The 26202-nt window shown below is 64.8% G+C and carries 25 protein-coding genes; 5 read left to right on the forward strand and 20 right to left on the reverse strand.

Annotated features, from left to right (window positions below; genetic code table 11):
* Positions 1–133: 133 nt before the first annotated feature.
* From mmsB to JQ617_RS26250, 16 genes are all read right to left on the reverse strand, one after another.
* Positions 134–1324: a multiple monosaccharide ABC transporter permease gene (gene mmsB / locus JQ617_RS26175; RefSeq protein ID WP_145663020.1), complete on the reverse strand. Its 1191-nt coding sequence runs from the start codon at positions 1322–1324 to the stop codon at positions 134–136.
* Complete coding sequence (mmsA, locus tag JQ617_RS26180) at positions 1321–2892, reverse strand: multiple monosaccharide ABC transporter ATP-binding protein (protein WP_212028833.1); 1572 nt, start codon at positions 2890–2892, stop codon at positions 1321–1323. Before mmsA ends, mmsB begins: the two co-directional genes overlap by 4 nt.
* A 111-nt stretch (positions 2893–3003) precedes the next feature.
* Positions 3004–4074 carry a multiple monosaccharide ABC transporter substrate-binding protein gene (gene chvE / locus JQ617_RS26185; protein WP_212028834.1) on the reverse strand — a complete coding sequence of 357 codons (1071 nt, stop codon included), beginning with the start codon at positions 4072–4074 and terminating at the stop codon, positions 3004–3006.
* A 73-nt stretch (positions 4075–4147) separates the two neighbouring features.
* Positions 4148–5026, reverse strand: a complete 879-nt coding sequence (locus JQ617_RS26190) for an SMP-30/gluconolactonase/LRE family protein (RefSeq protein WP_212029061.1) — start codon at positions 5024–5026, stop codon at positions 4148–4150.
* Positions 5026–6105: an aldose epimerase family protein gene (locus JQ617_RS26195; protein ID WP_212028835.1), complete on the reverse strand. Its 1080-nt coding sequence runs from the start codon at positions 6103–6105 to the stop codon at positions 5026–5028. The genes JQ617_RS26190 and JQ617_RS26195 overlap by 1 nt, the downstream gene beginning before the upstream one ends.
* Before the next feature lie 2 nt (positions 6106–6107).
* Positions 6108–7034, reverse strand: coding sequence for a Gfo/Idh/MocA family protein (locus JQ617_RS26200; protein WP_212028836.1), 927 nt, complete (start codon positions 7032–7034; stop codon positions 6108–6110).
* Positions 7035–7036: 2 nt separating this feature from the next.
* Positions 7037–7807, reverse strand: coding sequence for a FadR/GntR family transcriptional regulator (locus JQ617_RS26205; RefSeq protein WP_212028837.1), 771 nt, complete (start codon positions 7805–7807; stop codon positions 7037–7039).
* Positions 7804–8784 carry a galactofuranose ABC transporter, permease protein YjfF gene (yjfF, locus tag JQ617_RS26210; protein ID WP_212028838.1) on the reverse strand — a complete coding sequence of 327 codons (981 nt, stop codon included), beginning with the start codon at positions 8782–8784 and terminating at the stop codon, positions 7804–7806. Before yjfF ends, JQ617_RS26205 begins: the two co-directional genes overlap by 4 nt.
* The gene (locus JQ617_RS26215) at positions 8781–9773 is read right to left on the reverse strand and encodes an ABC transporter permease (protein WP_212028839.1); all 993 of its coding nucleotides are present in this window, start codon (positions 9771–9773) and stop codon (positions 8781–8783) included. Before JQ617_RS26215 ends, yjfF begins: the two co-directional genes overlap by 4 nt.
* Positions 9770–11314, reverse strand: coding sequence for a sugar ABC transporter ATP-binding protein (locus JQ617_RS26220; protein ID WP_212028840.1), 1545 nt, complete (start codon positions 11312–11314; stop codon positions 9770–9772). The genes JQ617_RS26215 and JQ617_RS26220 overlap by 4 nt, the downstream gene beginning before the upstream one ends.
* A 153-nt stretch (positions 11315–11467) precedes the next feature.
* Entirely contained in the window at positions 11468–12433 is a 966-nt protein-coding gene (ytfQ, locus tag JQ617_RS26225; RefSeq protein ID WP_212028841.1) for a galactofuranose ABC transporter, galactofuranose-binding protein YtfQ, read from the reverse strand.
* A gap of 369 nt (positions 12434–12802) precedes the next feature.
* A complete protein-coding gene (locus JQ617_RS26230) occupies positions 12803–13975 on the reverse strand; it encodes a fumarylacetoacetate hydrolase family protein (protein ID WP_212028842.1) in 1173 nt (390 codons plus the stop codon).
* Between the two features lie 133 nt (positions 13976–14108).
* A complete protein-coding gene (locus JQ617_RS26235) occupies positions 14109–15086 on the reverse strand; it encodes a HEAT repeat domain-containing protein (RefSeq protein ID WP_212028843.1) in 978 nt (325 codons plus the stop codon).
* Between the two features lie 2 nt (positions 15087–15088).
* Positions 15089–15322 carry a 4Fe-4S dicluster domain-containing protein gene (locus tag JQ617_RS26240; protein WP_063694388.1) on the reverse strand — a complete coding sequence of 78 codons (234 nt, stop codon included), beginning with the start codon at positions 15320–15322 and terminating at the stop codon, positions 15089–15091.
* 31 nt (positions 15323–15353) lie between these two features.
* Positions 15354–17096, reverse strand: a complete 1743-nt coding sequence (locus tag JQ617_RS26245) for a fumarate reductase/succinate dehydrogenase flavoprotein subunit (RefSeq protein WP_212028844.1) — start codon at positions 17094–17096, stop codon at positions 15354–15356.
* A 101-nt stretch (positions 17097–17197) separates the two neighbouring features.
* On the reverse strand, positions 17198–17971 hold the full coding sequence (locus JQ617_RS26250) for a ferredoxin--NADP reductase (protein ID WP_212028845.1): 774 nt from the start codon (positions 17969–17971) through the stop codon (positions 17198–17200).
* Positions 17972–18164: 193 nt separating this feature from the next.
* Between JQ617_RS26250 and JQ617_RS26255 the strand changes: the two genes are divergently transcribed.
* The 5 genes from JQ617_RS26255 (at position 18165) to JQ617_RS26275 (ending at position 22858) form a co-directional block, all read left to right on the forward strand.
* On the forward strand, positions 18165–18470 hold the full coding sequence (locus JQ617_RS26255) for a gamma-butyrobetaine hydroxylase-like domain-containing protein (protein ID WP_212028846.1): 306 nt from the start codon (positions 18165–18167) through the stop codon (positions 18468–18470).
* 237 nt (positions 18471–18707) lie between these two features.
* The gene (locus tag JQ617_RS26260) at positions 18708–19481 is read left to right on the forward strand and encodes a Crp/Fnr family transcriptional regulator (RefSeq protein WP_063694392.1); all 774 of its coding nucleotides are present in this window, start codon (positions 18708–18710) and stop codon (positions 19479–19481) included.
* A 181-nt stretch (positions 19482–19662) separates the two neighbouring features.
* Positions 19663–21084, forward strand: coding sequence for an ABC transporter substrate-binding protein (locus JQ617_RS26265; RefSeq protein WP_212028847.1), 1422 nt, complete (start codon positions 19663–19665; stop codon positions 21082–21084).
* Positions 21081–21989, forward strand: coding sequence for an ABC transporter permease (locus JQ617_RS26270; RefSeq protein WP_349630653.1), 909 nt, complete (start codon positions 21081–21083; stop codon positions 21987–21989). Before JQ617_RS26265 ends, JQ617_RS26270 begins: the two co-directional genes overlap by 4 nt.
* Positions 21986–22858, forward strand: a complete 873-nt coding sequence (locus tag JQ617_RS26275) for an ABC transporter ATP-binding protein (protein WP_212028848.1) — start codon at positions 21986–21988, stop codon at positions 22856–22858. Before JQ617_RS26270 ends, JQ617_RS26275 begins: the two co-directional genes overlap by 4 nt.
* Before the next feature lie 325 nt (positions 22859–23183).
* Here JQ617_RS26275 and JQ617_RS26280 read toward each other — a convergent pair whose 3' ends face one another.
* The 4 genes from JQ617_RS26280 to JQ617_RS26295 all read right to left on the reverse strand — a co-directional run bounded on the left by JQ617_RS26280 (position 23184) and on the right by JQ617_RS26295 (position 26201).
* On the reverse strand, positions 23184–24242 hold the full coding sequence (locus JQ617_RS26280; protein WP_212028849.1) for a YeiH family protein: 1059 nt from the start codon (positions 24240–24242) through the stop codon (positions 23184–23186).
* Between the two features lie 111 nt (positions 24243–24353).
* The gene (locus tag JQ617_RS26285; RefSeq protein ID WP_212028850.1) at positions 24354–24572 is read right to left on the reverse strand and encodes a hypothetical protein; all 219 of its coding nucleotides are present in this window, start codon (positions 24570–24572) and stop codon (positions 24354–24356) included.
* A gap of 163 nt (positions 24573–24735) precedes the next feature.
* Entirely contained in the window at positions 24736–25449 is a 714-nt protein-coding gene (locus JQ617_RS26290; protein ID WP_212028851.1) for an ABC transporter ATP-binding protein, read from the reverse strand.
* Positions 25446–26201 (reverse strand): ABC transporter ATP-binding protein, encoded by a 756-nt coding sequence (locus JQ617_RS26295; protein ID WP_212028852.1) that lies wholly within the window; start codon positions 26199–26201, stop codon positions 25446–25448. The genes JQ617_RS26290 and JQ617_RS26295 overlap by 4 nt, the downstream gene beginning before the upstream one ends.
* Between the last annotated feature and the right edge of the window lies 1 nt (position 26202).

The following is a 26202-nucleotide window of genomic DNA, read 5'->3' on the forward strand; positions in this document are numbered from 1 at the left end:
TGATCGCAATTGAGGAAAACTGTAGCGGCCTCAAGTGTGGCCAAAGCGGACTTGTCCGCGTGCCCGCCAGCCTATGCGAGGATGCCGCGACATGGTGGGCGCGGCGCGTTGCGCCTTTGCCCACCCTATGCGACTACCGCCGCTGGTTATACACGTCGATGCACACGGCACCCAGCAGCACTAGGCCCTTGATGACCTGCTGATAGTCGATGCCGATGCCGAGGATGGACATGCCGTTGTTCATGACGCCCATGATCATGGCGCCGACCACGGCGCCGCCGACGCGCCCGACGCCGCCATAGGCCGAGGCGCCGCCGATGAAGCAGGCCGCAATCACGTCGAGCTCGAAGCCGAGGCCGGCCTTGGGCGTCGCCGTGTTCAGCCGTGCGGCGAAGACGAGGCCGGCGAGCGCGGCGAGCACGCCCATGTTGACGAAGGTGAGGAAGGTCAGCCGCTCGGTCTTGATGCCCGACAGGCTCGCCGCCTTGGCGTTGCCGCCGACCGCATAGATCTGCCGGCCGATCACAGTGCGGCGGGTGACGAAGCCGTAGAGCGCGATCAGCGCCGTCATGATCACCAGCACATTCGGCAGGCCGCGATGCGAGGCGATCAGATAGGTGAAATAGAGCACGGCGCAGGCCAGCAGAATGCTCTTGCCGAGGAAGAACGCATACGGCTCGACCTCGATGCCGTGCGACTGCTCGCGCGACCGCCCCTTGGCGCTGGCATAGACGAGGCCGAGCGCGAGCACGGCGCCGATCAGCATCGAGGTCGGATGCAGCGTGCCGGCCTCGGGCAGCAGCTCCGGAATGAAGCCCGACGACAGCTTTTGGAACGTCGGCGGGAACGGCCCAAGCGACTGGCCCTGCAGCACTGCGAGCGCAAGGCCCTTGAACACCAGCATGCCCGCCAGCGTCACGATGAAGGACGGGATCTTGAAATAGGCGACCCAATAGCCCTGCGCCGCGCCGATGGCGGCGCCGACGGCGAGGCAGATGATGAACGCGAGCGTGTAGTCGACCTTGTAGGTCACCATGAGCAGCGCGGCGACCGCGCCGACGAAGCCCGCGACCGAGCCGACCGAAAGGTCGATATGGCCGGTGACGATCACCAGCAGCATGCCCAGCGCCATGATGACGATGTAGCTGTTCTGCAGCACCAGATTGGTGAGGTTGAGCGGCTGCAGCAGCGTGCCGCCGGTCATGACCTGGAAGAACAGCATGATCGCGACCAGCGACATCAGCATGCCGTAGTTGCGCAAATTGTTCTTGATGAAGTTGCCGTGCCGGCGCTCTTCGGGCAGCGAAACCGTCTTGTCGGTCATGGCTGCGTTCCTCCCATCTCCGCGGCCTCAGGCACGCCGTTGCTACGTTCGTTGCGCATGATGGCGCGCATGATCTTTTCCTGTGTCGCCTCCGCGCCCCTGAACTCGCCAACGAAGGCGCCCTCGTTCATGACGCAGATGCGGTCGCAGATGCCGAGCAGCTCGGGCATCTCCGAGGAGATCACCACGACGCCCCGGCCGGCCTCGGCCAGCTCGTTGATGATACAGTAAATCTCGTATTTGGCACCGACGTCGATGCCCCGGGTCGGCTCGTCCAGGATCAAAACCTTGGGGTCCGTCATCAGCCATTTCGACAGCACCACCTTCTGCTGGTTGCCGCCGGAGAGCTGCCCGGTCTCCTGGTAGACGTCGGAGCAGCGGATCCGCATCCGGTTCCGGTAGTCGCTGGCGACTTTCAGCTCGGCGATGTCGTCGATCACCCTGTTAGGTGCGACCTGGTCGAGGCTGGCGAGCGTGATGTTCTTGCGGACGTCGTCGGCGAGGATCAGGCCGAGCTGCTTGCGGTCCTCGGTGACATAGGCAAGGCCGGCGTCGATTGCCGCGGCCACACTCGGCAGCGTGATCTCCCGCCCCTCGAGGGCAATGCTGCCGCTGATATTGGTGCCCCAGGAGCGGCCGAACAGGCTCATGGCGAATTCGGTGCGGCCTGCCCCCATCAACCCGGCAATGCCCACGACCTCGCCGCGCCGGACACCGAAATTGACGTTCTTGATCACCTGCCGCTCGGGATGGATGGAGTGATAGACCGACCAGTTCGCGACGTCGAGCACAGGCTCGCCGATCTTCACGCTGCGCTCCGGAAAGCGGTGCGCCATGTCGCGGTTCACCATGCTGCGGATGATGCGGTCTTCCTGGATCGGCTCGGCATGGCAATCGATGCTGTCGACGGTGCGGCCGTCGCGCAGCACGGTGATGTGATCGGCGACCTTGGCGACCTCGTTCAGCTTGTGCGAGATCAGGATCGAGCCGATGCCCTGCTCGCGGAACGCCATCAGCCGCTCGAGCAGCGCGGCGCTGTCGGCCTCGTTGAGGCTCGCGGTCGGCTCGTCCAGGATCAACATCCGCACGCGCTTGGACAGCGCCTTGGCGATCTCGACCAGCTGCTGCTTGCCGACGCCAAGATCCGTGATCAGCGTATCCGGGGATTCCTTCAGACCGACCTGCGCCAGCAGCTCGCGGGTACGCCGGTAGACCTCGTCGCGGTCGATGACGCCGAACTTCGACGGCGGATGCGACAGGAAGATATTCTCCGCGATCGACATCAGCGGGATCAGAGCCAGCTCCTGGTGGATGATGATGATGCCGAGCGCCTCGGAATCGTTGATGTCGCGGAAGCGCCGCTCCTCGCCGTCGAAGACGATGGTGCCCTCGTAGCTGCCTGCCGGATAGACGCCGCTGAGCACCTTCATCAGCGTCGACTTTCCGGCGCCGTTCTCGCCTACGAGCGCGTGGATCTGCCCGGCCTGAACCGAGAAATTGACGTCGCGCAGCGCCTGCACGCCCGAAAAGCTCTTGCTGACGTTGCGCATCTCCAGCATGGCGGTCATGGCATAATGTCCTTAAATCGCCGTCGTTCCGGGGCGCCCGAAGGGCGAACCCGGAACCTCGAGATTCCGGGTCCGATGCTTCGCATCGCCCGGAATGACGGACGTAACAACTTACTGGAACTGCGACTTCTTGTAGTAGCCGCTGTCGACCAGGGTCTTCTCCCAATTGTCCTTGTAGACCACGACCGGCTTCAGGAGATAGGACGGCACGGTCTTGACGCCGTTCTCGTAGGTCTTGGTGTCGTTGACCGTCACCTGCTTGCCGGCCAGCGCGGAGTCGACCATGTCGGCGGTCACCTTGGCGAGATCGCGGGTGTCCTTGAAGATGGTCGAGTACTGATCGCCGCGCAGCATGGCCTTGATCGAGGGCACTTCGGCGTCCTGACCCGAGATGATCGGCATCGGCTGGCCGGCGCTGCCGTAGCCGACGCCCTTCAGCGAGGAGATGATGCCGATCGACAGGCCGTCATAGGGCGACAGCACGGCGTTGACCTTCTTGTTGCCGTAGTAGGCGCTGAGCAGGTTGTCCATGCGGGCCTGGGCCGTGGCGCCGTCCCAGCGCAGCGTCGCGACCTTGTCCATGCCCATCTGGCCGGAGACGACGACGAGCTTGCCGCTGTCGATGTAGGGCTTCAGCACGCTCATCGCGCCGTTGTAGAAGAAGTAGGCGTTGTTGTCGTCGGGCGAGCCGCCGAACAGCTCGATGTTGAACGGACCCTTACCGTCCTTGAGGCCGAGGCCCTGCACGATCGACTCCGCCTGGAGCACGCCGACCTGGAAATTGTCGAAGGTGGCGTAATAGTCGACGTTCGGCGTGCCGCGGATCAGGCGGTCATAGGCGATCACGGTGATGCCTTTCGCTTTCGCCTGCTTGAGCACGTCCGACAGCGTGGTGCCGTCGATCGCGGCGATCACCAGCGCCTTGGCGCCCTTGGTCACCATGTTCTCGACCTGCGAGAGCTGGTTCGGAATGTCATCCTCGGCGTATTGCAGATCGGTGTTGTAGCCGCGCTCCTTCAGCACCTTGACCATGTTGTTGCCGTCGTCGATCCAGCGCGCCGACGACTTCGTCGGCATGGCGATGCCGACGGTCGCCTTCTCCTGCGCGGAGGCCGGGCCTGCCGCCATCGTCGCAGCGCCGGCCAGTGCCAGCGCGAGGAATGTGGTCTTCAGTTTCAGCATGTTTCACTCCCTTTGGGTGTCAGACTGTTTCTTTGGTTTCGTCGAGAACGGAGGTCGGTTGCCTTGAGGTCTCCTATGCGAGCTTGACGTCGGGCTCCGCGCGACCGCGCGCGGATGCCTCTAACAGGAATGTGCAGCCGGCCTGCGGATCGGCGGCGCGTGCCGCGGCGTCCATGTCCTGCCACGCCGAGGTGACGAGCAGGCGCGACAGGTCGGGGCCGACAAAGGCCGGGCAGCTCGACTGCTTGGCCGGCACGCTTAGGGAGCGCAGGCGCTCGCCTTGCGGCGAGTAGACGTCGACGCGGCTCGCGCCCCAGCACGCGTTCCAGATGTTTCCGTCGGCATCGCACACCGAGCCGTCGAGACCGCCGATGCCGCTATGGCGCAGCAGCACTTCCGGCTCGTCGCGCGGCAGGCCGGTAGCGGGGTTGAGCGGCACGGCATAGAGCACCGCGCGCGTCGTGTCGGTGAAATAGCCGGTGGCGCCGTCGGGCGAGAAGCAGATCGAATTGGGAATGCTGATGCCGGGAAACAGCGTCGAGATCTTGCCGCGATGGAGCGCGTAGATCGCGCCCGCTTTCGGCTCGGCCTTCTTGCCCATGGTGCCGATCCAGAACGTGCCGGATTGATGCACGCGGCAATCGTTGGAGCGCGTGGTGGGATTGTCCGCTTCGAGCGGAAGGAACAGCGTCATCGCGCCATCGGCAAGCGTGCGGATGTAAAGACCATCCTCCGCGACGATCAACTGCCGCGCGGCATCGATACGCCCGAGCGCGCTGGCCATCCGGCCGAGCGCGTGGCTGCGGACCGAGCCGCTGCCGAGCTGCGCCTCGAACAGCTTGCCCTCGCGGATGTCGAACCACCAGGCAGTATCGGTGGTGACGTCATAGGTCGGCCCTTCGCCGAGATGGCATTGCTCGGTCGATAGAACCGAGGTCGGCACCTGTTCCATCATGGCGCTCTCACTCCAAAGCGATAGACGGTGTGATGCCGATAGACTTGGCCGGGATCGAGGCGCGGGCTCGGAAAGTCTGGCCGGTTCGGCGCGTCGGGCCAGATGTGCGGCTCCAGGCACATGGCGTCCGATTGCCGGATCAGCTTGCCGCCCTTGCCCGAGATCGTGCCGTCGAGATAGTTGCCGGAATAGACCTGGAGCCCGGGCTGATTGGTCAAGAGCTCCATGATGCGCCCCGAACGCGGCGCTTCCAGCCGCGCCGCCAGCGCGAGCTTGCCGTCGCGGCCGAGGCAATAGGTGTGGTCGTAGCCCCTGCCGTTGCGCAACTGCTCGTGGCTCTCGCGGATGCGGGCGCCGACCGCCTTGGCGTCACGGAAGTCGAATGGTGTTCCCGCCACCCCGCGCGGCGGCTCCGGCAGCGGAATGGCGGTGGGATCGATGGCAAGGAAATGCTCGGCGGCAACCGTGAGCTTGTGGTCGAGGATCGACACCCCCGACGTCGCGCCTTCCAGATTGAAGAAGCTGTGGTTGGTCAGGTTGACGATGGTGGGACGATCGGTGCGTGCCTCCATCATCAGCGACAGCTCGGCCGGGCCGGTGACGCGATAGGTCAGCCGCACGTCGAGCTTGCCTGGGTAATTCTCCTCGCCGTGCGGACTGGAATAGGTGAGCGTCACCGCGGGCTCGGCGCCCTCCTCGATGCCGGCAATGTCCCAGAGCTTGCGATCAAAACCGTCGAGGCCGCCATGCAGCGCGTTCGGCCCGTTGTTGACGGGAAGCTGGAAGCTCTCGCCGTCGAGCGAGAATTGCCCTTTGGCGATACGGTTGGCGTAGCGGCCGACAGTAGCACCCAAGAACTTCCGTTCGGCGAGATAGCCGGCAAAGGAGTCATGGCCGAGCACGACGTCGTCAGTGCCGCCTTTGGCGTCGGGCGCGATCAGCGCCTGGATCACCGCGCCGTGGGTGATGATGCGGGCCTCGAAGCCCCCCTCCCCGCGCAGCACGATGCGCTCGACCTTGCGGCCGTCGGGCAATGTTCCGAAAACATCTTGTTCGATTTTCTTTGAGCCAGCCATGGTCAATCCACAAACGGTTCGACGATCGTGCGCTTGCCGAGCAGGAAAGAGTCGGCGACGAGACGCAGCGGCGCCAGATCGACATCGCTCGCGCCTGACGCCGCCAGCTTGACGAAGCGCTGGTACAGTTCGCGATATTCCTGATCGGGCGCCTCGGCAATGGGCTTGTCGTCGACGGCCATCCGCCGCCCGCCACCGGACAAGGTCATCCGGCCTTGATCGGTCTCCACGAGGATATCCCAGCTCTGCGGCCCGGTCTGACGGAAGTCGAACGCGGCGGTGATGGGCAGGCCGTCGATATCCGTCAGCTTCAGGTCCGCGGCGATCGGGGCCTGGCAATTGGCGGGAAAGGCAAGCTCGGCCGCAGTCACGAACACGGGTTGCGGCAGGATGCGGGTCAGGATCGACAGCGCATTGATGCCGGGATCGAACACACCGAGCCCGCCCGGCTCCCATATCCAGGCCTGGCCGGGGTGCCAGACGCGGACGTCTTCCTTCCAGTTGATGTGCACGGATTTGATCCGGCGGCTCGCCAGCCACGCGCGGGCCGGCTCGACCGCCGGTGCGTAGCGCGAATGCCAGGTCGCAAACAGCGTCCGCTTGGCCTCACTTGCCATCGCGATCAACGGATCGAGCTCGGCCACTCCAGTGCCCGGCGGCTTCTCCAGCATGACATGCTTGCCGGCCTTGAGCGCTGCAGCAGCCTGGGCGCGGCGCACCTGCGGCGGCGTGCAGAGCGAAACCGCGTCGATCGGCGGCCCCTTCTCCAGCAGCTTCTCGATGGTGGCGAAATGCGGCAGCTCCGGGAGCGAAGCGTTGCGGCTCGCCACGGCTGCAAGTGTCGCCCCCGATGTCGCGGCGATCGCGCCGACATGCTGGTCCCGCGCGATCTTGCCGAAGCCGACGATGGCGATGCGAAGGTCTGTCACGCTTATTCTCCAGTGTCCGCTGACGGCAGCACTTCGGCCGGGGCGGTCTCGATCACCGTGCCCTCGTGGCGGCGCATGCCGTTGTGAATGACGTAAATCATGGCCTCCGAGGCAGCCTCGGCATCGCCTGCGGCGATGGCATCGACGATGTTCTGATGCCAGAGCAGCACGGTGTCGCGGTCCTCCGTCTCGACCGGAGCGCTGAGCAGGAACGAGGCGCGCAACGCGGCCTCGATGACATGCCCGATCGACCGCATGAACAGATTGCCGGAGGCGCGCGCCACGGCCACGTGCAGCGCGAGATCGGCATCGGCAAACCCGACGGAGTCGGACGCCTCGCGCCGCATGCGGTCCATGCTCCGGCGAAGCTCGGCGACATCTTCCTCGGACCGCTGTACTGCGGCGAGCATCGCCGCGCGCGGCTCCACCGCCAGACGAATCTCGGCGAGATCGTTGAGGAAGCGCTTGTCGATGCCGGCATCGAGATGCCAGGCCAGTACGTCGGCGTCGAACATGTTCCAGGCACCGCGCTCGCGCACGACGGTGCCGACGCGGGCCTTGGTGGTGAGCAGGCCCTTGGCGACCAGCGTCTTCACGCTCTCGCGCAGCACCGGCCGCGACACGCCGAACATCGCGATCATCTCGGCATCGCCCGGCAGGCGCGTGCCTTCCGCGTAGCGGCCGGCGATGATGTCGACGCCGATCGAACGCGCCACCTCCGCATGGTTGGAGTGGGCCCGCCGCGTCGGGATGACGACGATGCGCGAGGTCATGAGACAGCTCCCATGCTCTTGGCCGCGGGCCGGCGTGCAAGTGCGACCAGGCCCTGCTGCAGGGCGATAAAGGCGAACAAAAGCACGCCGGTCGCGATCTTGGTCCACCAGCTCGACAGCGTCCCGTCGAAATTGATGTAGGTCTGGATCAGGCCCTGGATCAATACGCCGAGGAAGGTTCCGATCACCGAGCCCTGCCCGCCCGTGAGCAGCGTGCCGCCGATCACGACGGCGGCGATGGTGTCGAGCTCGACGCCGACGGCGGAGAGCGAATAGCCGGCGCTGGTGTAGAAGGAGAAGACGATGCCGGCGATTCCGGCGAGCAGGCTCGACAGCATGTAGATCTTGATCGTCATCTTGCCGACGGCAACGCCCATCAGGCTTGCGGTGGCCCGGCTGCCGCCGAGCGCATAGACGTTGGCACCAAACCTCGTGAGATGCAGCAGCAGCGCCCCGCCGATCACGATCACCAGCATGATGATCGCGACCGCCGTCAACCGTCCACCGCCGGGCATCCGCAGCGCGAAGTCCGACACGGTGGAATAGACCGGCGCGGTGATCGGCACCGATTCCGTCGACAGCAGGAAGCTTGCACCGCGCGCGAGGAACATGCCGGCCAGCGTGACGATGAAAGGCGGCAGGTCGAAGACATGGATGACCGCGCCCATCGCCGCGCCGAAGGCGGCCGAGAGCGCCAGGATGGCGACGAAGGCGACCAGCGGCGGCACACCCCAGCGCTCGATCGCCAGCGCGACGAACACGGTGGTGAAACCGATCACCGAGCCGACCGACAGATCAATACCGCCGGAGATGATGACGAAGGTCATGCCGGTGGCGACGATGCCGAGGAAGGCGTTGTCGGTCAGGAGATTGCCGACCACGCGGGTGGAGGCAATGTTGGGGAATTGCATGGCGCAGAGCGCGAAGCCCGCGACGAGCACGATCGCCGTGATGAGGACAGGCGGCAGGCCTCTCATGCTTTGGTCCTCCGCAGCCGCGCAGCGATCCCGGCCAGGCCTGAGAATTTCGGCGATTGCAGCAGCAGCACCGCGAGCACCACCACCGCCTTGACCAGCAGATTGAACTCCGGCGGATAGCCCGACAACAGGATTCCGGTGTTCATGGTCTGGATGATCAGCGCACCCAGGACGGCCAGGACGAGACTGAAGCGGCCGCCGAACAGCGAGGTGCCGCCGATCACCACCGCGAGGATGGCGTCGAGCTCGAGCCAGAGGCCGGCATTGTTGGCGTCCGCACCCATGATGTCGGCCGCCGCGATCACGCCGGCGAGCGCGGCGCAGACGCTGCACCAGACATAGACCGCCAAAATCATCGCGCGGGTGCCGACACCGGCGAGCTCGCTCGCCCGCGCATTGCCGCCGGTCGCCTCGATCAGCAGGCCGAGCGCCGAGCCGCGCACCACCGCGCCGGTGAGAATGAGCATACCCAGGGCAATCACGACCGGCACCGGCAGGCCGAGCACCGAGCCATTGCCGAGCCAGACCAGGTCCGGCGAGGAGAACGTCACGATCCGCCCTTCGGTGATGAGCTGGGCGATGCCGCGCCCGGCGACCATCAGGATCAGCGTCGCCACGATCGGCTGCATACCGAGCACGGCGACGAGAAAGCCGTTCCAGAGGCCGCAAACGAGGCCGGCGCCAAGCGCGGCCGCCAGCACGATCGGAAGACCGTGGCTGTCGGCAAGGCTCGCCGCGATGGCGCCGCAGATCGCCATCACCGCGCCGACCGAGAGATCGATGCCGCGCGTCGCGATCACCAGCACCATGCCGAGCGAGAGCAGCGCCACCGGCGTGCCGCGGTTGAGCACGTCGATCAGGCTGCCGAACAGGCGGCCATCCTGCAGGCGCAAATCGAAGAATTGCGGCGACACCACGCGGTCGACCGCAAGGATCACGATCAGCGCGAGGATCTGGGCGAGGCCGCGGCGCGGCAGCAGCGCTGTCATGCGTGAGCCCCATGCGCCGGGGCAGCGCCGTCGGCGGCGATGGCTGCGAGAATGTTGCCGACGTCGATCGCCTCGCCCGCAAGCGCCTCGACATGGGTGCGATCGCGCAGCACCACGACGCGGTCCGAATAGGTCACGATCTCGTCGAGCTCGGAGGAAATCACGAGCAGCGACAGCCCGTCATCGCAGAGCTCGCGGATCAGGCGGATGATTTCGGCGTGGGCGCCGACATCGATGCCGCGCGTGGGTTCGTCCAGCACAAGGAGCCGCGGCGAGGTCGCAAGCCAGCGCGCCAGCAGCACCTTCTGCTGGTTGCCGCCGGAGAGCAGGCCGACGGGGCGCTCCGGATCCGCCGGGCGGATATCGAGCATCTTGACGTAGCGGCGCGCGATCTCGTCCTGCTCGCGCCGCGACAGCGGACGATGCAGGCCGCGCTTGGCCTGGAGCGCGAGCACGATGTTCTCGCGCACGCTGAGCTCGGCGACAATGCCGTCGGTCTTGCGCTCCTCCGGACAATAGCCAAAACCGTGACGCACGCCATCGCGCGGCGAGTGCAGCCGTACGGCTGCGCCTTCCACCCTCGCCTGCCCGCGATCGGCGCGCTCGGCGCCGAACACCAGCCGCGCCGTCTCGGTACGGCCGGAGCCGAGCAGCCCGGCAAGGCCGACGACCTCGCCATGGCGCAACTCGAGATTGAAGGGCGCGACATAGCCGGTCTTGCCAAAGTTCTCGAAGCTGGCGCAGACCTCGCGCGGCTTGTGCTCGCCCGCGGAGGCCCGCGCGCTGGTGGTTTCCGCGAGCTCGCGGCCGAGCATCATGCGGATCAGCTCGAGGCGCGGCAGCGAGGCGGTCTCGCGCTCGCCGACGAGGCGACCGTTGCGAAGCACGGTGATGCGGTCGGAGATCTCATAGACCTGGTCGAGGAAGTGGCTGACGAAAACGATGCCGATGCCGCGCCCCACGAGCTGACGCATGATGCGGAAGAGGATCTCGACCTCGTGGCGATCGAGGCTCGCGGTCGGCTCGTCCAGGATCAGCACGCGCGCTGAGAGATCGACCGCACGGGCGATCGCAGTGACGTGCTGGATGGCGACCGAATAGTTGCCGAGCGGCGCGGCGACGTCGATGTCGAGGCCGAAGTCGGCGAGCAATGCGTTGGCGCGGCGGCGCATCTCGCCTTCGCGCACGATGCCGAAGCGCATCGGCTGGCGGTCGAGAAACAGGTTCTGCGCCACCGAGAGGTTCGGCAGCAGATTGACCTCCTGGTAGACGGTGGCAATGCCGGCCCCAAGCGCGGCCTTTGCCGAGCGCGGCGCGACCTCCTCACCACCGAGCCGGACGATGCCGGCATCGCGCGGGAACACGCCGGTGACGACCTTGATCAGCGTGGACTTGCCGGCGCCGTTCTCGCCGAGCAGCGCATGGATCTCGCCGGCGCGCAGCGTGAAGTCGACCTCCTGCAACGCACGCACGGCGCCGAAGCTCTTGCTGATCCCACGCACCTCCAGCAGTGGGGCAGCAGGATCGCGGCTATTCTCCATGGCAAGTTCACTCCCACCGGCGCCCGCCCATGACGCGGGCACCCAGCCTAAAGCATGATCCGGAAAAGTGCGCAGCGGTTTTCCGGCAAGATCACGCAGCAATTTCGAAGAGGGCGCCGGGCCGCAAGCAAGCGGTCCGGCGCGATGCCCGGCTCAGTAGCCGAGACCCTTCTTGCTGTCGTATTCCTTCTGCGGATTGTCGGCGGCGGTGAGCAGCCTGGATTCGGTCTGGATCCATTTCGGCGGAACGGTGCCCTTGTCCTTGAAGGCCGCGACGACGTCGAAGGCCGGGCCCGCCATGTTCGGCGTCAGCTCGACCGTCGCATTGGCCTCGCCAGCCACCATCGCCTTGAAGATGTCGGGGACCGCGTCGATCGAGACGGTGAGGATGTCCTTGCCCGGCTTGAGACCGGCTTCCTTCATTGCCTGGATGGCGCCGACCATCATATCGTCATTGTGGGCGTAGACGGCGCAAATGTTCTTGCCGCCGCCTTCGGCCTTGATGAAGCTTTCCATCACCTCCTTGCCCTTGGCGCGGGTGAAGTCGCCGGTCTGGCTGCGTACCACCTTCAGGTTCGCATGCTTGGCGATGGCGGTGTCAAAGCCCTTCTTGCGGTTGGCGGCGACGCTGGCGCCGACGGTGCCCTGCAATTCGACGATGTTGCAGGCCTTGTCGCCGACGGTCTTGGCCAGCCAGTCGCCGGCGACCGCGCCTTCGTGCACGCTGTCGGAGGTCACGGCGGTGAGATAGAGGTCCTTGCCGGAGGGATCGATATCGCGGTCGAGCAGCACGACCGGGATCTTGGCCTCCTTGGCTTCCTTCAGCACCGAATCCCAGCCCGTCGAGACGACGGGGGCGAGGAAGATCGCATCGACGTTCTGCGCGATGAAGGAGCGGATCGCCTTGATCTGGTTCTCCTGCTTCTGCTGGGCGTCGGCGATCTTGAGATTGACCTGGCGCTTACTGGCCTCCTGCTTGGAGACGGACGTCTCGGCCGCGCGCCAGCCGGATTCCGATCCGATCTGCGAGAAGCCGATGGTGAGCTGACCGGCACTGGCCGGCAGCGCGAGCAGCAAGGCGGCCATGGCGCTGGCCGCAAAGAGGGCTTTAGGGGTCATCAGGCGTGTCTCCCAAGATGTTATCCGGGGCGCCGATCGGTAGCATGGCACCCGCAGGCCGGCCTTTGAGGCGGCGGGAGGCACTATTTCACGGAAGATGGGTTCCGACTAGTCATATTATTTGACTAATTGGCGGAAAACACGCGCCGGCGGCTGCAGGCGATCTTAAGACACGCCAAGCGCGATTTTGTTCCGAAGATGCAACGGGGAGATGAAGGAATTTTACGGGGTGGAAGCACACCGTCATGGCCGGGCTTTTCCCTGCCATCCACGCCTCACGGTGCGGCACCAAGAACGTGGATGCCCGGGACAAGCCCGGGCATGACGATCTTCCGCAAGCTCGCTTCTGCGAGCCGAGAACGGAGCAAGCTAGATCAGCTTCCGCTGCGACAGGTTCTTCATCAGCGCGCCGATGCCGAACGTCCAGGGCTCGCACTCGTCGCTGGTGCGCATGCGGTTGACGAGCTTGCCGAGCTCAGGCGCGGAGATGGTGACGATGTCGTCGCGCTTGTGGGTGAAGCCCTGCCCCGGCGCGTCGCGGTCCTTGACGGGCGCGAACATCGTGCCGAGGAACAGCACGAAACCATCGGGGTATTGGTGGATTTTGCCGATGGTCTGCTCGACGAGATCGGTCGGATCGCGGCTGATCTTGCTGATCGAGGAGTGGCCGTCGAGGACGAAGCCGTCCGTGCCCGTCACGTTCAGGCTGATGTCGAGCTTTCGCGCGTCGTCGAGCGTAAAGCTGTCGTCGAACAGCCGCAGCAACGGGCCGATCGAACAGGACGCGTTGTTGTCCTTGGCCTTCGAGAGCAGCAGCGCCGAACGGCCCTCGAAATCACGAAGGTTCACGTCGTTGCCGAGCGCGCCGCCGACGATCTTGCCGCGGCTGGAGACGAACAGCACCAGCTCGGGCTCGGGGTTATTCCAGGTCGATTTCGGATGCAGGCCGGCGTCCATGCCGGTGCCGACCGAGGACAGCGTCGGCGCCTTGGTGAAGACCTCGGCATCCGGGCCGATACCGACCTCGAGATACTGACTCCAGGCGTTCTGGTCGATCAGCACCTGCTTCAGGTGCATCGCCTGGTCCGAGCCCGGCTTGAGCTTCGACAGATCGTCGCCGATCAGCCGCGTGACTTCTTTACGGATCGCTTCGGCCGAAGCCGGATTGCCCTTGGCGCGCTCCTCGATGACGCGTTCCAGCATCGAGATCGCGAAGGTGACGCCGGCCGCCTTCAGCGTCTGGAGATCGACAGGCGCGAGCAGCCAGGGCTTTTTCGGGTCGCGGCCGTCCGGCACCGTATTGTCAACGATGGCTTCGAGATCGCCGATGCGTTCGCCTTTGGTTGCGGCGAGGGCCTTGGCGGGATTGTCCTCCTCGCAAAGCGCGCTGATGGTCGGAAATCTCGCGGTGACGTCGAACACGCCGTCGCCGCGCACGGCGACCACGGCCGGACCATTGACCTGCGGCAGCCAGACGCGGCCGACCAATGTTCCCCGCGTACCGTCCTCGGGGAGAAGGTCCTTCACAGTCAATGTCGTCATGGCCGGCGTCCTCGCTGTTTCTCGGACCGGCAACTCACGCAAGCGACCAATCCCGTTGGCGAAGACCAATAAACGTCTGGCGGGCGAAGTCCAGAGCGGCCGGGAAGAGCCGCTATGCCCCTGCCCGCGCCCCTTATGCGCCTGCGCGCGCCTTCCGGGCCGCGATCTGCTGCAGCGCCCAGCGTGCGTTCTTGCGAACGTCGGGATCCGGATCGTCGGCGATCACGGCCAGGAAGGCCTCGCCGTCGGGATGGGCGATCTCGCCGAGCGCAGCCGCCGCCTCTTTCCGCAGATTGGCCTGGTCGTGGTTGATGCAATGGCCGATCGGGCGCACCGCGCGCTCGATCTTCATCTTGCCGAGGCTGCGGATCGACTTCAGCCGCACCTGCCAGAATTCGTCCGCGAGCGCGGCAACGAGCTGGTCCGCGGCAATTGAGCCGTTGACGTTGAGGCCGAGCGTCTCCGCCGCCATCTCGCGGACCATCCAGTCGACGTCCTTCAGTGCGCGCGTGATGGTCTCGGCCGCAGGCTTCATCTGCGAGAACGCCAGCGCGCTCACGGCGGCGCGGCGGACATGAGCGTCGGGATCGTTGATCAGCGCCGTCAATGCGGGGATGGATTCTTCGAGCTTGAGGAAGCCGATCACGCCGATCGCCTGCACGCGCACGGCGGCGTCAGCGTCCTGGAGCGCTTCCAGCGCCGGCTTCAGCGTGTCCTTGCAGCGCAATTCCTTGAGCGCACGCAGCGCGCCCATGCGGACGAAGGCGTGAGCGTGCTTGACCAGCGGCAGGATGATCTCGGCGCAGGCGGGATCCTTGAATTCGGCCATGCTGTCGGCCGCGGCCGCCGCCACGATCCTTTCAGGATCGACCAGCAGCTTGACCAGCGCGCTCGCAGCCTCCGGCCCGTCGAACTCGCCGAGCGCCATCGCCACCTGCTGGCGCACGCCGGCGTCGGGATCGGCGACGAGGTTCGAGAGATGCGCGACCGCAGCCGGGTCGCCGGAATGGCCGAGCGCGATGATGGCGACGCGGCGCTCGGCGGGATCGGCGGCCTGGAGCCGCTCGTCGGCGTCCTCTAGGTCGTCGTAGGATTCGAACGGGCTCGACATGATCACCTCAACAGATAGGGAATGTTGACGGTGACGGCGCCGGTCGGGCAATCTGCCTCGCAGGGCATGCAGTACCAGCACTCGTCATAGGCCATGTAGGCCTTGTTGGTCATCTCGCTGATGCGGAGCACGTCGAGCGGACATACGTCGACGCAGACGGTGCAGCCCTTGTCGGCGATGCATTTGGCGTCGTCCACGACCACCGGAACCGAGGTCTGAAAGGATGCGAGAGGCATTTGCTGTCTCCTGTTGCTGTGTTCTGGTGGATCAGGCGGAGGCGCGGATGCGCTGCTTGTCGTAGAGATCCTTCTCGTCGTCGGCGATCGGCACGACGTAAGGTTCGACGGCGCGTTTCTCGCTGGTCATCCTGCCGTTCTGCTTCGAGAGCAGCGTGTGGCAGAACCAGTTCTCGTTGTCCTTCTCCGGGAAATCGGTGCGCCAGTGATAGAGGCCCCAGCGGCTTTCCTCGCGATAGAGCGAGGCGTGCGCGGCCATGTCGGCGCAGTCCATGATCGACTGCACTTCGAGGGCGCGGAGCAACTCGTGCGCGTTGCGCGCGATCATGTGCTCCTGCATGTCCTGGCGTGCCTCGGCCAGGCGGCGCATACCGAGCTCGTATTTGCGCGTGACCTTGGGCGGCTGGAGATAGTCGTTGACGAGGCGGCGCGTCTTGTACTCGATCTGGTTGGGCGGAATGCCGTCCTCGCGCTTGGTCGGCGCCATGACGCGGTCCCGCTCCAGCGCGACATCGGCGGCATCGAACTCCGCGAAGTCGTGGCTGTCGGCGAACTCCATGGCGTCGATGCCGGCGACCGAACCGTTGGTGAAAGCGCCGAGCATGTAATTGTGCGGCACGCTCGCCATGTCGCCGGCGGCGTATAGGCCGGGCACGGTGGTGCGGGCGTTGTCGTCGACGAACACGCCGGAAGCGCTGTGGCCGGAGCAGAAGCCGATCTCGGAGATGTGCATCTCGATGGACTCGCTGCGGTAGTCGACGCCACGTCCCTGCTGGAACAGCCCGCGCGTCGGTCGCTCCACCTTGTGCAGCGTCGACTCGATCTCGGAGATGGTGTCGGGGTGGAGATGCTTGAGCTGGAGGAACACCGGGCCCTTGCCGGAGAGCAGCTCGTTATAGAACTCCAGCATCATCTGACCGGACCAGTAGTCGCATTCGATGAAGCGCGAACCTTCGTTGTTCGCCGTATAAGCGCCGAAGGGACCGGCGACATAGGCGCAGGCCGGGCCGTTATAGTCCTTGATCAGCGGATTGATCTGGAAGCATTCGAGGTTCGCGAGCGCAGCGCCGGCGTGATAGGCCATGGCATAGCCGTCACCGGAATTGGCGGCGTTCTCATAGGTGCCGAACATGTAGCCGGAGGTCGGCAAGCCGAGGCGGCCGGCGGCGCCCATGCAGAGGATCACGGCCTTGGCCTTGATCACCAGCATCTCCGCGGTGCGGGTGTTGACCGAGACCGCGCCCGCGATGCGGCCGTCGGCGGATTTGAGCAGCCGCGTCGCCATGTACCGGTTGGAGATCAGGATGCGGGCACGGCGGAGCTGGCGGTAGAGCGCCTTCTTCACGGTCTCGCCGTTCGGCATCGGCAGCACGTAGGTGCCGATGTGGTGCACCTTCTTGACGGCGTAGTCGCCGTTCTCGTTCTTCAGGAAGCGGATGCCGAAGCTGTCGAGCTCTTCGATAATCTTGTAGCAGTTCTGCGCGTATTTATAGACCGCCTTCTGGTCGACGATGCCGTCGTTGGCGATGGTGATTTCCTTGGTGTACTGCTCCGGCGTCGCGTAACCGGGGATGACGGCGTTGTTCAACCCGTCCATGCCCATCGAGATCGCGCCCGAGCGCTTGACGTTGGCCTTTTCGAGCAGGACGACGTTGGCCTTCGGGTTCTTCAGCTTCGCCTTCAGCGCCGCCATCGGACCGGCCGTGCCGCCGCCGATCACCAGCACATCGCAGGAAACCTCCGAAAGTCCGTCGACGATCTGATCTAGTGCCATCACTTGCTCCTGGTTCGCCGATCCCGGCGCCTTTGCATCAGATTTGTTCAGTCGGCTTGCCGGCGATAGCAATTAGTTGTCGCCGGGATGCGATTTGCGCCTCAGCGCTCGACGAAGGCCTTCTCGATGACGAAATGGCCGGGCCGGCTGTGATTGCCCTCGACAAAACCGCGCGTGGAGAACATCGTGTGCAGCTCCTCGAGCATGGCCGGGCTGCCGCACAGCATGATGCGGTCGGTCTCGATATCGAGGCCGGACTGCCCGATATCGTCGAACAGCTGGTTTGAGGCGATCAGGTCGGTGATGCGGCCGCGGTTGCGGAACGGCTCGCGGGTGACGGTCGGGTAATAGACCAGCTTATCGCGGATCAAGGGGCCGAAGAACTCGTGATTGCGCAGGCCGTCGACGACGTGCTCGCCATAAGACAGCTCGGAGACCTGGCGGCAGCCATGCGCAAGCACGATGGTCTCGTAATTCTCGTAAACGTCGGGGTCCTTGATCAGGCTGGCGAAGGGCGCAAGGCCCGTGCCGGTCGAGAGCAGCAGCAGGCGTTTTCCGGGAATGAGATTGCCTGTTATCAGCGTGCCCGTCGCCTTGCGGCCGACCAGGATGATGTCGCCTTCCCTGATCTTCTGCAGGCGCGAGGTCAGCGGACCATCCTGTACCTTGATCGAGAAGAATTCGAGCGCCTCTTCATGATTGGCGCTGGCCATGCTGTAGGCCCGCATCAACGGCTTGCCCTCGACTTCGAGGCCGATCATCGCGAACTGGCCGTTCTGGAAGCGGAAGCCGGGATCGCGTGTGGCGGTGAAGCTGAACAGCGAGTCGGTCCAGTGACGGACCGACAAAACCGTTTCCTTCTGAAATGCGCTCATGATCTCTCCTCGTCGATGGCGCCCAAGGTCACGGAGAGAAGAGAGTCCGGCAATTCGGAAGTGAAATTCCCGGTCGATTAGTTTCACATTTCGCGGCGATGACCGAAGAGCGGGCACGCGATCACGGCTGCCCGGCAATTAGTTGCTATTCGCGGGCGCCCGCGCCGACGTAGAGAAGAGGCGGAGGTTCGTGATGACCATGACCGCATTGGTGGCACCGACCGTGGCCGACTATGAAGCCAGCGCCGATCTCGCCGCGCTCCTCGTCCGCACCACGCAGGACGACGCGCTGAGCGTCCCTGCCGAAAAGCTTCGCCTTTCCTGCAAATGCGCCCACTGCACCCGCGCCCGCTTCGACGGCCGCTTCCCGGATACATTTCCGGGGATCGCGATCACCGAGATCGGCGATCTCGGCTACGGGCTGAACATCGCGTTTTCGGACGGGCACAACCGGGGAATTTACCCGAAGCCGTATCTGCTGAGCCTGGCGGGGCGGTAAGCCTCGATCTCCTTACGCGCACCGCTGTCATTCCCCGCGAAGGCGGGGAATCCAGTACGCTGCGGCCTCTCCGTAACCCATTGACGTCTCTGGAATACTGGATCGCCCGCCCCTGTGCGCAATTGCGCACCGGGCGGGCGATGACGGCGTAGGGTGTGGCAACGGCGCGCGCCCTCCCCCCTCTGGCACGGACATTGCTCCTCTTTAGAACGATTTGAACGTTCCGGAGGCAGGCGAATGTTGCAGGCGGCGAATGCTGGTCGTGGGGCTGCGCCCCCGGCAATCCGGCCTGCCGGCAGCTCCTCGCTGCTGCTCACCGAGAACCAGCAATGGATTGGCGGGCCGCCGCCCTTGATGGACAAGCTCTCGCCGCGGGAGCGGGAGCTGGTGCTGAAGCAGGGCCGGCGAAAGGTGCTCAATCGGGGCCAGACGCTGTTCAGCCAGGGCGGCAAGCATGACGGCATCTGGCTGATCGAGAGCGGCCGTATCCGCGTCTTCTACACCTCGCCGCTCGGGCGCGAGATCACGCTGGCCTATTGGCATGTCGGCAATTTCGTCGGCGGGCCCGAAGTGTTCGAAGGCACCGTGCATCAATGGTCCGGCGTCGCATCCAGCAATTGCAGCGTCGTGCACCTGCCCGGAAAGGAACTGCGATCCCTTGCCGCAGAGATCCCCAACCTTGCGATCGGCCTGATTGAAGGCCTGACCTTCAAGGGCAAATGTTATTCGGCGCTGGCCCAGATGCTGGGAACGCGCTCGATCACACAGCGCCTTGCGCATCTCCTGCTGCACCTCGTCGAGCTCTACGGCGTCGAGGACGCCGACGGCACCGTGATCGCGGCGGCCTTCACCCATGCCGACATCGCACACATGGTCGGCGCTACCCGGCAATGGGTCACGATCAGCCTGAAGCGGATGCAGGAGAAGGGAATCGTCGTCACCAAGCGCTCCCAGATCGTGGTGTGCCGGACCGACGTGCTGGAGGAGATGCGCGGCCAGGCCTCGGATTGAGGGGCCCGCGACCAGCGCTCTGTGCACAGGCAAGCGGCTTTATAGTGCAGGACTGCTCAAGGAGTATGCAATCAGCTTTTCCCGGCAACTAATCGACTGCGGCGGCCACTCCGGATTTGCCCTGCCGGTGCCCTCACCCAATCATGGCAACCACAGCACATCCAACCGAATGAGGATGAGAATGGTCCGCCATCTTCCCACGCTCTCGATCGCGATGTCGGTGACGTCGCTGGCGCTACTCGTCACGCAGCCGTCCTCGGCAGAGACCGTCACGCTCGGGATTGGAACGCAGGACACCACGACCAACACGGTGACCGCGGGCGTCGTCATTCGCCAGTTGCATCTGCTCGAGAAATACCTGCCGAAGGACGGCAAATATTCCAACATCAAGTTCGAGCTCGAGTGGCAGAACTTCACCTCGGGCCCGCCCGTCACCAACGCGATGATGGCGAACAAGCTGCAGATCGGCATGATGGGCGACTATCCGCTGATCGTGAACGGCTTCACCTTCGAGAGCAATCCGGAGAGCAAGAGCCGACTGATCGGCATCGCCGCCTACAGCCTCTCCGGCTCCGGCAACGGCCTCGTCGTCCACAAGGACTCGCCCTACTACGACCTCGCCGATCTCAAGGGCAAGCTCGTCAGCGTCCCCTTCGGCTCCGCCGCGCACGGCATGGTGCTGAAGGCGATGCAGGACCGCGGCTACGCATCCGACTTCTTCCAGCTCGTCAGCCAGAGCCCGGAGGTCGGCTCGACCAATCTCCAGGAGAAGAAGATCGACGCGCATGCCGACTTCGTCCCCTTCGCCGAGCTGCTGCCGTTCCGCGGCTTCGCGCGCAAGATCTTCGACGGCGTCGAGACGAACTTGCCGACCTTCCATGGCATCGTCGTCCGCACCGACTTCGCTGAGAAATATCCGGAGGTCGTCGTTGCCTACTTCAAGGCGGTCATCGCCGCCAACCAGTGGCTGCGCGACGATCCCAAACTGGCTGCTGAAAAGATCCAGGAATGGACCGGCATCAGCAAGGAGGTCGTCTACATCTTCCTTGGCCCCAGCAGCAACATGACCACCGATCCCACGATCAAGCCGGCCCTGATCGATGCGGCGACGACCGACGTCAAGGTGCTGCAGAATCTCGGCCGCATGAAGGAATTCGATCCGAAGAAATGGGTCGACGACAGCTACATCCGCAAGGCCTATGCCGAGATGAAGCTCGACTATGACGCCCAGCTTGCGAGCACCAGGAACTACGAAATCGCAGGCGAAGATTCCTTCTGCAAGAAGCCTATCGCCGATCCGCGCAAGGCCGGCGAAGTCTGGGTGGATGATGCCGGAATCGTGCCCTTCTCCTCCGCCAGCTGCACGTTAGGGGCCTATGCCGACTACAAAGCCAAGGGCAAGAAGATCAACGTCGCCTACGTCTTCGACACCACGCGCGGCATCAAGCTGTTCGCCGACCAGGCCTTCTTTGCTGTCGGCAATGGCGAGGTCGCGCCGTTCCTGCTCAAGAAGGACGCCGAGGCTTACGCCGCCAAGATCAGCGGCAAGGTGCTCGGTTTCGACGATGCGGTGAAGGCGGCCGTCGGCGGAGGCAAGACGTGAGCAGCCCCGCCCTCGCCAGACATCCCGAGGACAGCATGCCGGCAACAGCCATTGCAGAGGCGGGTCCCACGCCCGCCGCCACGCCGCCCGCAGCACCGCCCTCCTTCGGCACGCTCGCGCTGCGCTGGTACCGGCTCAATCGGGCGGGACTGCGGGCGATCGCGATCGGCGTCACGTCGCTGATCGCCTTCCTGCTGGTCTGGCACCTGCTCACGACCTATCGCGTCGTGTTCTTCGTGCGCTTCACCAACGTGCCCTCGCCGCTTGCGGTCTATGCGAGCTTCAGCAAGGCGATGCACGATCCCAAGTTCCTGATGCACATCTTGCTCAGCTGCCGGCGCATCTTCATCGGCTTCTCGCTGGCGGCGATCGTCGGCGTGCCGCTCGGCCTGATCATGGGCCGCTTCAAGCTGGTGCACGAGATCATCTTCCCCGTCGCGGAGGTGCTGCGGCCGATTCCGGCGATCGCCTGGGTGCCGATGGCGATCATGCTGTGGCCGACCAACGAGCAGAGCATCGTCTTCATCACCTTCCTCGGCTCGTTCTTCCCGATCCTGGTCAACACGCTGCACGGCATGTCGCTGGTCGATCCGGTGCTGGTGCGCGCCGCGCAATGCCTCGGGGCGCGCGAGCGCTCGATCTTCCGCGAGGTGTATTTCCCGGCATCGCTGCCGCACATCTTCACCGGCCTCACCGTCGGCATGGGCGTCGCCTGGGTGTCGCTGATCGCCGCCGAGATGATCTCGGGCCAATACGGCATCGGCTATTTCACCTGGGAGGCCTATTCGCTGGTCCAGTATGCCGACATCGCGCTCGGCATGATCGCGATCGGCGTGCTCGGCCTCGGATCGAGCCTGTTGATCCGGGGCGCCGGACGATTGGTAATGCCGTGGAGGACGACGTGAGCGAGATTCTTGCAAGTACTCCGAAAGGCCATATCGAGGTCAGGAACTTCTCCCTGGCCTACGAGACCATCGAGGGGCCCGTCCAAGCCGTCACGGATACGCAAATTCACGTCAAGCCCGGCGAGTTCGTCTCGATCGTCGGCCCCTCCGGCTGCGGGAAGTCGACGCTGCTCAACGCGGTCGCCGGCTTCCTCAAGCCGACGACGGGCGTTGTCACCGTCGACGGCGAACGCGTGAACGGCCCCAGCGCCGAGCGTGGCATGGTGTTCCAACAATACTCGTTGTTTCCCTGGAAGACGGTACGTGAGAATGTCGAGTTCGGCCTGAAGATGCGCGGCATGCCGCGCTCCCAGCGCGAGCGCGCGGCGCGCACGCTGCTCGGACTAGCTGGCCTCGAGGCCTTCGAAAAACACTATCCCGAAAAGCTCTCCGGCGGCATGAAGCAGCGCGTCGGCATCGTGCGCGCGCTCGCGACGGGACCGAAAGTGCTGCTGCTGGACGAGCCGTTCGGCGCGCTCGATGCGCAGACGCGCGTGATCATGCAGCAGATCCTCACCAACATGTGGCAGCGGCTGAAGATCTCGGTGCTGTTCGTCACCCACGATATCGACGAGGCGATCTTCCTGTCCGACCGCGTCTACTGCATGACCGCGCGTCCGGGCTCGATCAAGGCGGAAATCCCGATCCCGCTGGAGCGGCCGCGGCAGCAATCCATGATGATGTCGTCGGAATTTTTGGCGCTCCGCCGCGGGCTGATGTCGCTGATCCGCGAGGAAAGCCTCAAAGCGATGGGCGGCGAGATCAACGACATGGGCATGCAGGGGCTGAACATCGAGCTGCACGGCCACTCGCTGGCGGATGTGATTTAGCGATCCGTCTCGACGCTTGCGGTGTTACTTCCCTTCTCCCCTTGCGGGAGAAGGTGCCTTGCCGAAGGCAAGGCAGATGAGGGGTATGCATCCGCGCGCACGTATTGAGTGGGTCACTTGCGGATAGAACCCCTCATCCGGCGCTTCGCGCCACCTTCTCCCGCAAGGGGAGAAGGAAGAGGAGTTCGTGGCGAAGGCGTCTCTCCGATAAACCCGGTCTCGTAGGGTGGGCAAAGCGAAGCGTGCCCACCAAAATTCGCCTACGGAGACAGATGGTGGCACGGCGCTTCGCGCTTTTGCCCACCCTACGGCAGTTTTGCCCCGATCACTTGAACCAGTGTACCAGCGCGATGCTGATCCCGAGCAGCAGCATCAGCGACAGCGTCACCGCTGCTGTCACCCTGCCTCCGACATTGGCGAGCACGCGGACGTCGACGCCGAGGCCGAGCGCTGCCATCGACACCACCGTGAGGAAGCTGGTGATCTTCGTCACCGGTCCGACCACCGTGCTCGGCACGATCTCGAGGGAACGCAGGGTCGCGAGCGCGAGGAAGCCGAGGATGAACCAGGGGACCAGGCGGAAGAAGCCGACACTGGTCTTCTTGGCATCGCTCTGCCAGCGCGAGGCGACGAGCGAGAGGCCGACGACGACGGGCCCCAGCATCAGGACGCGCATCAGTTTCACCAGCGTGCCGATCTGGGTCGAGATGAGCCCGGCCGGCACCGTCGCCGCCAGCACCTGCGGCACCGCGTAAACGGTGAGACCGGCGAGGATGCCGTATTGGGTGGCGGACAGTTGCAGCAGCGGGATCAGCAGCGGCAGACCCAGCACCATCATCACGCCGAGGATGGCGGTGAAGGAGATCGAGGATGCGATCTCGTCGTTATTGGCACCGATGATCGGCGCCACGGCGGCAATCGCCGAATTGCCGCAGATCGAGTTGCCGCAGGCAATCAGGATGGACAGGCGCGTCGACAGGCCGAGCAGCCGGCTGAGGCCGAAGGAGACGCACAGCGCGATCACGACGACGGCGGCGATGGAGGCAAGCAGCGCGATGCCCGAAGCCGCGATCGCGGCGAAGCTTATCGAGGCGCCCAGCAGCATGACCGCGACTTCCAGCAGCTGCTTGGCGCTGAAGGCGATGCCGGCCTGCCAGCGCGGCGCCGGCTTCCAGAAGCTGCGCAGCGCCATGCCGAGCAGGATCGCCATCACCAGCGCCTCGACATAGGGATGCTCGAAAACGCCCAGTTCCGCCCGCTCGAGCAGGGCCGAGACACCGGCAACGAGAATGCAAAGGAGGATGCCGGGAATCAGCGCCGCAATGCGGCTGACGGCGGTGGCCGGCTTGGAATCGGCCTGGCTGGATGCTTGATTCTGCGACACAAATTTCTCCCGGAGGAGAAGGATTTATACGCAGCGCGACCCGTTTGGGAAATATGTTTTCGACATATCAGGGCCGAGGGAAGTTCTGTCCTCGGCCGGGAATAATCGGGCTCAGAAGATCAGATTCTTGGCCAGTGAAGCGACGCGGGCAAAGCCGTCATAGATGCCCGGCTCGAAGAAGGCGGCACGCGCCAGCACGATACCGGCGACCAGCGACCAGAACACCGTGGTGCCGGCCCGCAGCAGGAGCTTCGAGGCACGCGACTTCGGCTGGGCGTCCGTTGCGGACATCAGTTGCTCGCCGAAGGGCTCAAATCCGGTACGTTCCATGGTCGTCAATCCATCAATTTCTGACGGAAATGTCGTCGTTTCGGCCCCAAACAGCAATGGAAGCGATTGGCGTTTTTGCCCCCGGGAGGGGAAACTCCTTCCGTCGGAGGGTCCCGAGGCAACAGTTTTGTTCTTCCGGCCTATTGGGGCACCGGCAGCCGGTTTACAGGGCCAGATAGCGGCGGCGAATCCCGTCGTTGGCCTTCAGCTCGTCGATCCCGGCGGCGTAGACGATCTGGCCCTTGTCGATGACCGTGGCGTGGCTCGCCAGCCCCAGGCAGAAATGCATGTTCTGCTCGGCGATCAGCACGGTCGAGCCGAGCGAGCGGAGCTGGCGCAGCAGTTCGCCGATCCGCTGCACGATGATCGGCGCGAGGCCTTCGCTCGGCTCGTCCAGCAGCAGCAAGGCCGGGTTTCCCATCAGCGTGCGCGCGATCGCCAGCATCTGCTGCTCGCCGCCGGAGAGACGCCCCGCGATGCGATGGCGCAGCGGCTCCAGCAGCGGGAAGACCTCATAGATGCGCTTGATCGGCCATTCGTCCTGGCCGTCCGGCCCCTTCTTGCGACCGATGACGAGATTGTCCTCGACCGTGTGCTCCGGAAAGATCTGGCGATCCTCCGGAACGAAGCCGAGACCCGCGCGCGCGATAGCGTGCGGCTTCCTGCCTGAGATCACCGCGCCGCGCAGGCTGACCTTGCCGCGCCGCGGCGGCGCGAGGCCCATGATCGCCTTCATCGTAGTGGACTTGCCGGCACCGTTACGGCCGAGCAGCGCCATGGTCTCGCCCTGCCGCACCGAGAGGCCGACGCCGAACAGGATCTGGCTCGTGCCGTAATAGACGTCGAGGTCATCGACTTCGATGACGGGAGCGCTCATGCGGCGGCTCCCGCATGTTCGGTGCCGAGATAGGCATCGATCACCGCGGTGTTGTTGCGGATCTCGTCCGGCGTGCCGGTCGCGAGGATGCGGCCGTAGCAGAGCACGACGATCTTCGGGGCGATCTTGAACACGATGTCCATGTCGTGCTCGATGAAGACGACGGTGATCTTCTGGATCTCCCAGAGCTCGCGCACCTTATCGATCATGCGCCAGCGCTCTTCCGGCCCCATGCCGGCGGTCGGCTCGTCCAGCAGCAGCACCTTTGGCTCGAGCACCAGCGCCAGCGCGATGTCGAGCAGCTTCTGGTCGCCATGCGACAGCGTCGCGGCGGTGCGGTGACGCTTGCTTGCCAGACCGAGCAGTTCCATCACATGCTCGGCGCGGTCCCGCGTCTCGGGCAAGGGAAACCGCTTGTGCAGCACCGCGGACGAGCGCTGGTCGGCGCTGACTGCGGCCAGCATGGTCTCCTGCACGGTGAGCGACTTGAAGATGCTGGCGACCTGGAAGGCGCGGCCGATGCCGTGACGCACGATCTCCGGCGGCGAGCGGCCAGCGAGATCGACGCCGTCGAGCAGCACCTGCCCGGAATCGGGCTTCAAGGCGCCGGTGATCAGGTTGAAGAACGTACTCTTGCCGGCGCCGTTCGGGCCGATCACCGCGGTGAGCGAGCCGTCGGGAAATTCGAGCGAGACGTCGTTGGTCGCCTTCACGCCGCCAAAGGATTTTGCGAGGTTGCGGATCTCGAGCATG

Origin of the sequence: Bradyrhizobium sp. KB893862 SZCCT0404, assembly GCF_018130885.1 — a bacterium.
Lineage (GTDB): Bacteria > Pseudomonadota > Alphaproteobacteria > Rhizobiales > Xanthobacteraceae > Bradyrhizobium > Bradyrhizobium stylosanthis.

What these genes read in the sequence shown, in the direction of transcription:
- JQ617_RS26255 (WP_212028846.1), top strand. Translation starts at nt 18,165, where the DNA reads ATGACCATGACCGCATTGGTGGCACCGACCGTGGCCGACTATGAAGCC.
- JQ617_RS26245 (WP_212028844.1), bottom strand. Translation starts at nt 17,096, where the DNA reads ATGGCACTAGATCAGATCGTCGACGGACTTTCGGAGGTTTCCTGCGAT.
- JQ617_RS26285 (WP_212028850.1), bottom strand. Translation starts at nt 24,572, where the DNA reads ATGGAACGTACCGGATTTGAGCCCTTCGGCGAGCAACTGATGTCCGCA.
- JQ617_RS26235 (WP_212028843.1), bottom strand. Translation starts at nt 15,086, where the DNA reads ATGTCGAGCCCGTTCGAATCCTACGACGACCTAGAGGACGCCGACGAG.
- JQ617_RS26240 (WP_063694388.1), bottom strand. Translation starts at nt 15,322, where the DNA reads ATGCCTCTCGCATCCTTTCAGACCTCGGTTCCGGTGGTCGTGGACGAC.
- mmsA (WP_212028833.1), bottom strand. Translation starts at nt 2,892, where the DNA reads ATGACCGCCATGCTGGAGATGCGCAACGTCAGCAAGAGCTTTTCGGGC.
- JQ617_RS26220 (WP_212028840.1), bottom strand. Translation starts at nt 11,314, where the DNA reads ATGGAGAATAGCCGCGATCCTGCTGCCCCACTGCTGGAGGTGCGTGGG.
- JQ617_RS26290 (WP_212028851.1), bottom strand. Translation starts at nt 25,449, where the DNA reads ATGAGCGCTCCCGTCATCGAAGTCGATGACCTCGACGTCTATTACGGC.
- ytfQ (WP_212028841.1), bottom strand. Translation starts at nt 12,433, where the DNA reads ATGACCCCTAAAGCCCTCTTTGCGGCCAGCGCCATGGCCGCCTTGCTG.
- JQ617_RS26215 (WP_212028839.1), bottom strand. Translation starts at nt 9,773, where the DNA reads ATGACAGCGCTGCTGCCGCGCCGCGGCCTCGCCCAGATCCTCGCGCTG.
- JQ617_RS26195 (WP_212028835.1), bottom strand. Translation starts at nt 6,105, where the DNA reads ATGGCTGGCTCAAAGAAAATCGAACAAGATGTTTTCGGAACATTGCCC.
- JQ617_RS26260 (WP_063694392.1), top strand. Translation starts at nt 18,708, where the DNA reads ATGTTGCAGGCGGCGAATGCTGGTCGTGGGGCTGCGCCCCCGGCAATC.
- yjfF (WP_212028838.1), bottom strand. Translation starts at nt 8,784, where the DNA reads ATGAGAGGCCTGCCGCCTGTCCTCATCACGGCGATCGTGCTCGTCGCG.
- JQ617_RS26205 (WP_212028837.1), bottom strand. Translation starts at nt 7,807, where the DNA reads ATGACCTCGCGCATCGTCGTCATCCCGACGCGGCGGGCCCACTCCAAC.
- JQ617_RS26250 (WP_212028845.1), bottom strand. Translation starts at nt 17,971, where the DNA reads ATGAGCGCATTTCAGAAGGAAACGGTTTTGTCGGTCCGTCACTGGACC.
- mmsB (WP_145663020.1), bottom strand. Translation starts at nt 1,324, where the DNA reads ATGACCGACAAGACGGTTTCGCTGCCCGAAGAGCGCCGGCACGGCAAC.
- JQ617_RS26190 (WP_212029061.1), bottom strand. Translation starts at nt 5,026, where the DNA reads ATGGAACAGGTGCCGACCTCGGTTCTATCGACCGAGCAATGCCATCTC.
- JQ617_RS26265 (WP_212028847.1), top strand. Translation starts at nt 19,663, where the DNA reads ATGGTCCGCCATCTTCCCACGCTCTCGATCGCGATGTCGGTGACGTCG.
- chvE (WP_212028834.1), bottom strand. Translation starts at nt 4,074, where the DNA reads ATGCTGAAACTGAAGACCACATTCCTCGCGCTGGCACTGGCCGGCGCT.
- JQ617_RS26295 (WP_212028852.1), bottom strand. Translation starts at nt 26,201, where the DNA reads ATGCTCGAGATCCGCAACCTCGCAAAATCCTTTGGCGGCGTGAAGGCG.
- JQ617_RS26230 (WP_212028842.1), bottom strand. Translation starts at nt 13,975, where the DNA reads ATGACGACATTGACTGTGAAGGACCTTCTCCCCGAGGACGGTACGCGG.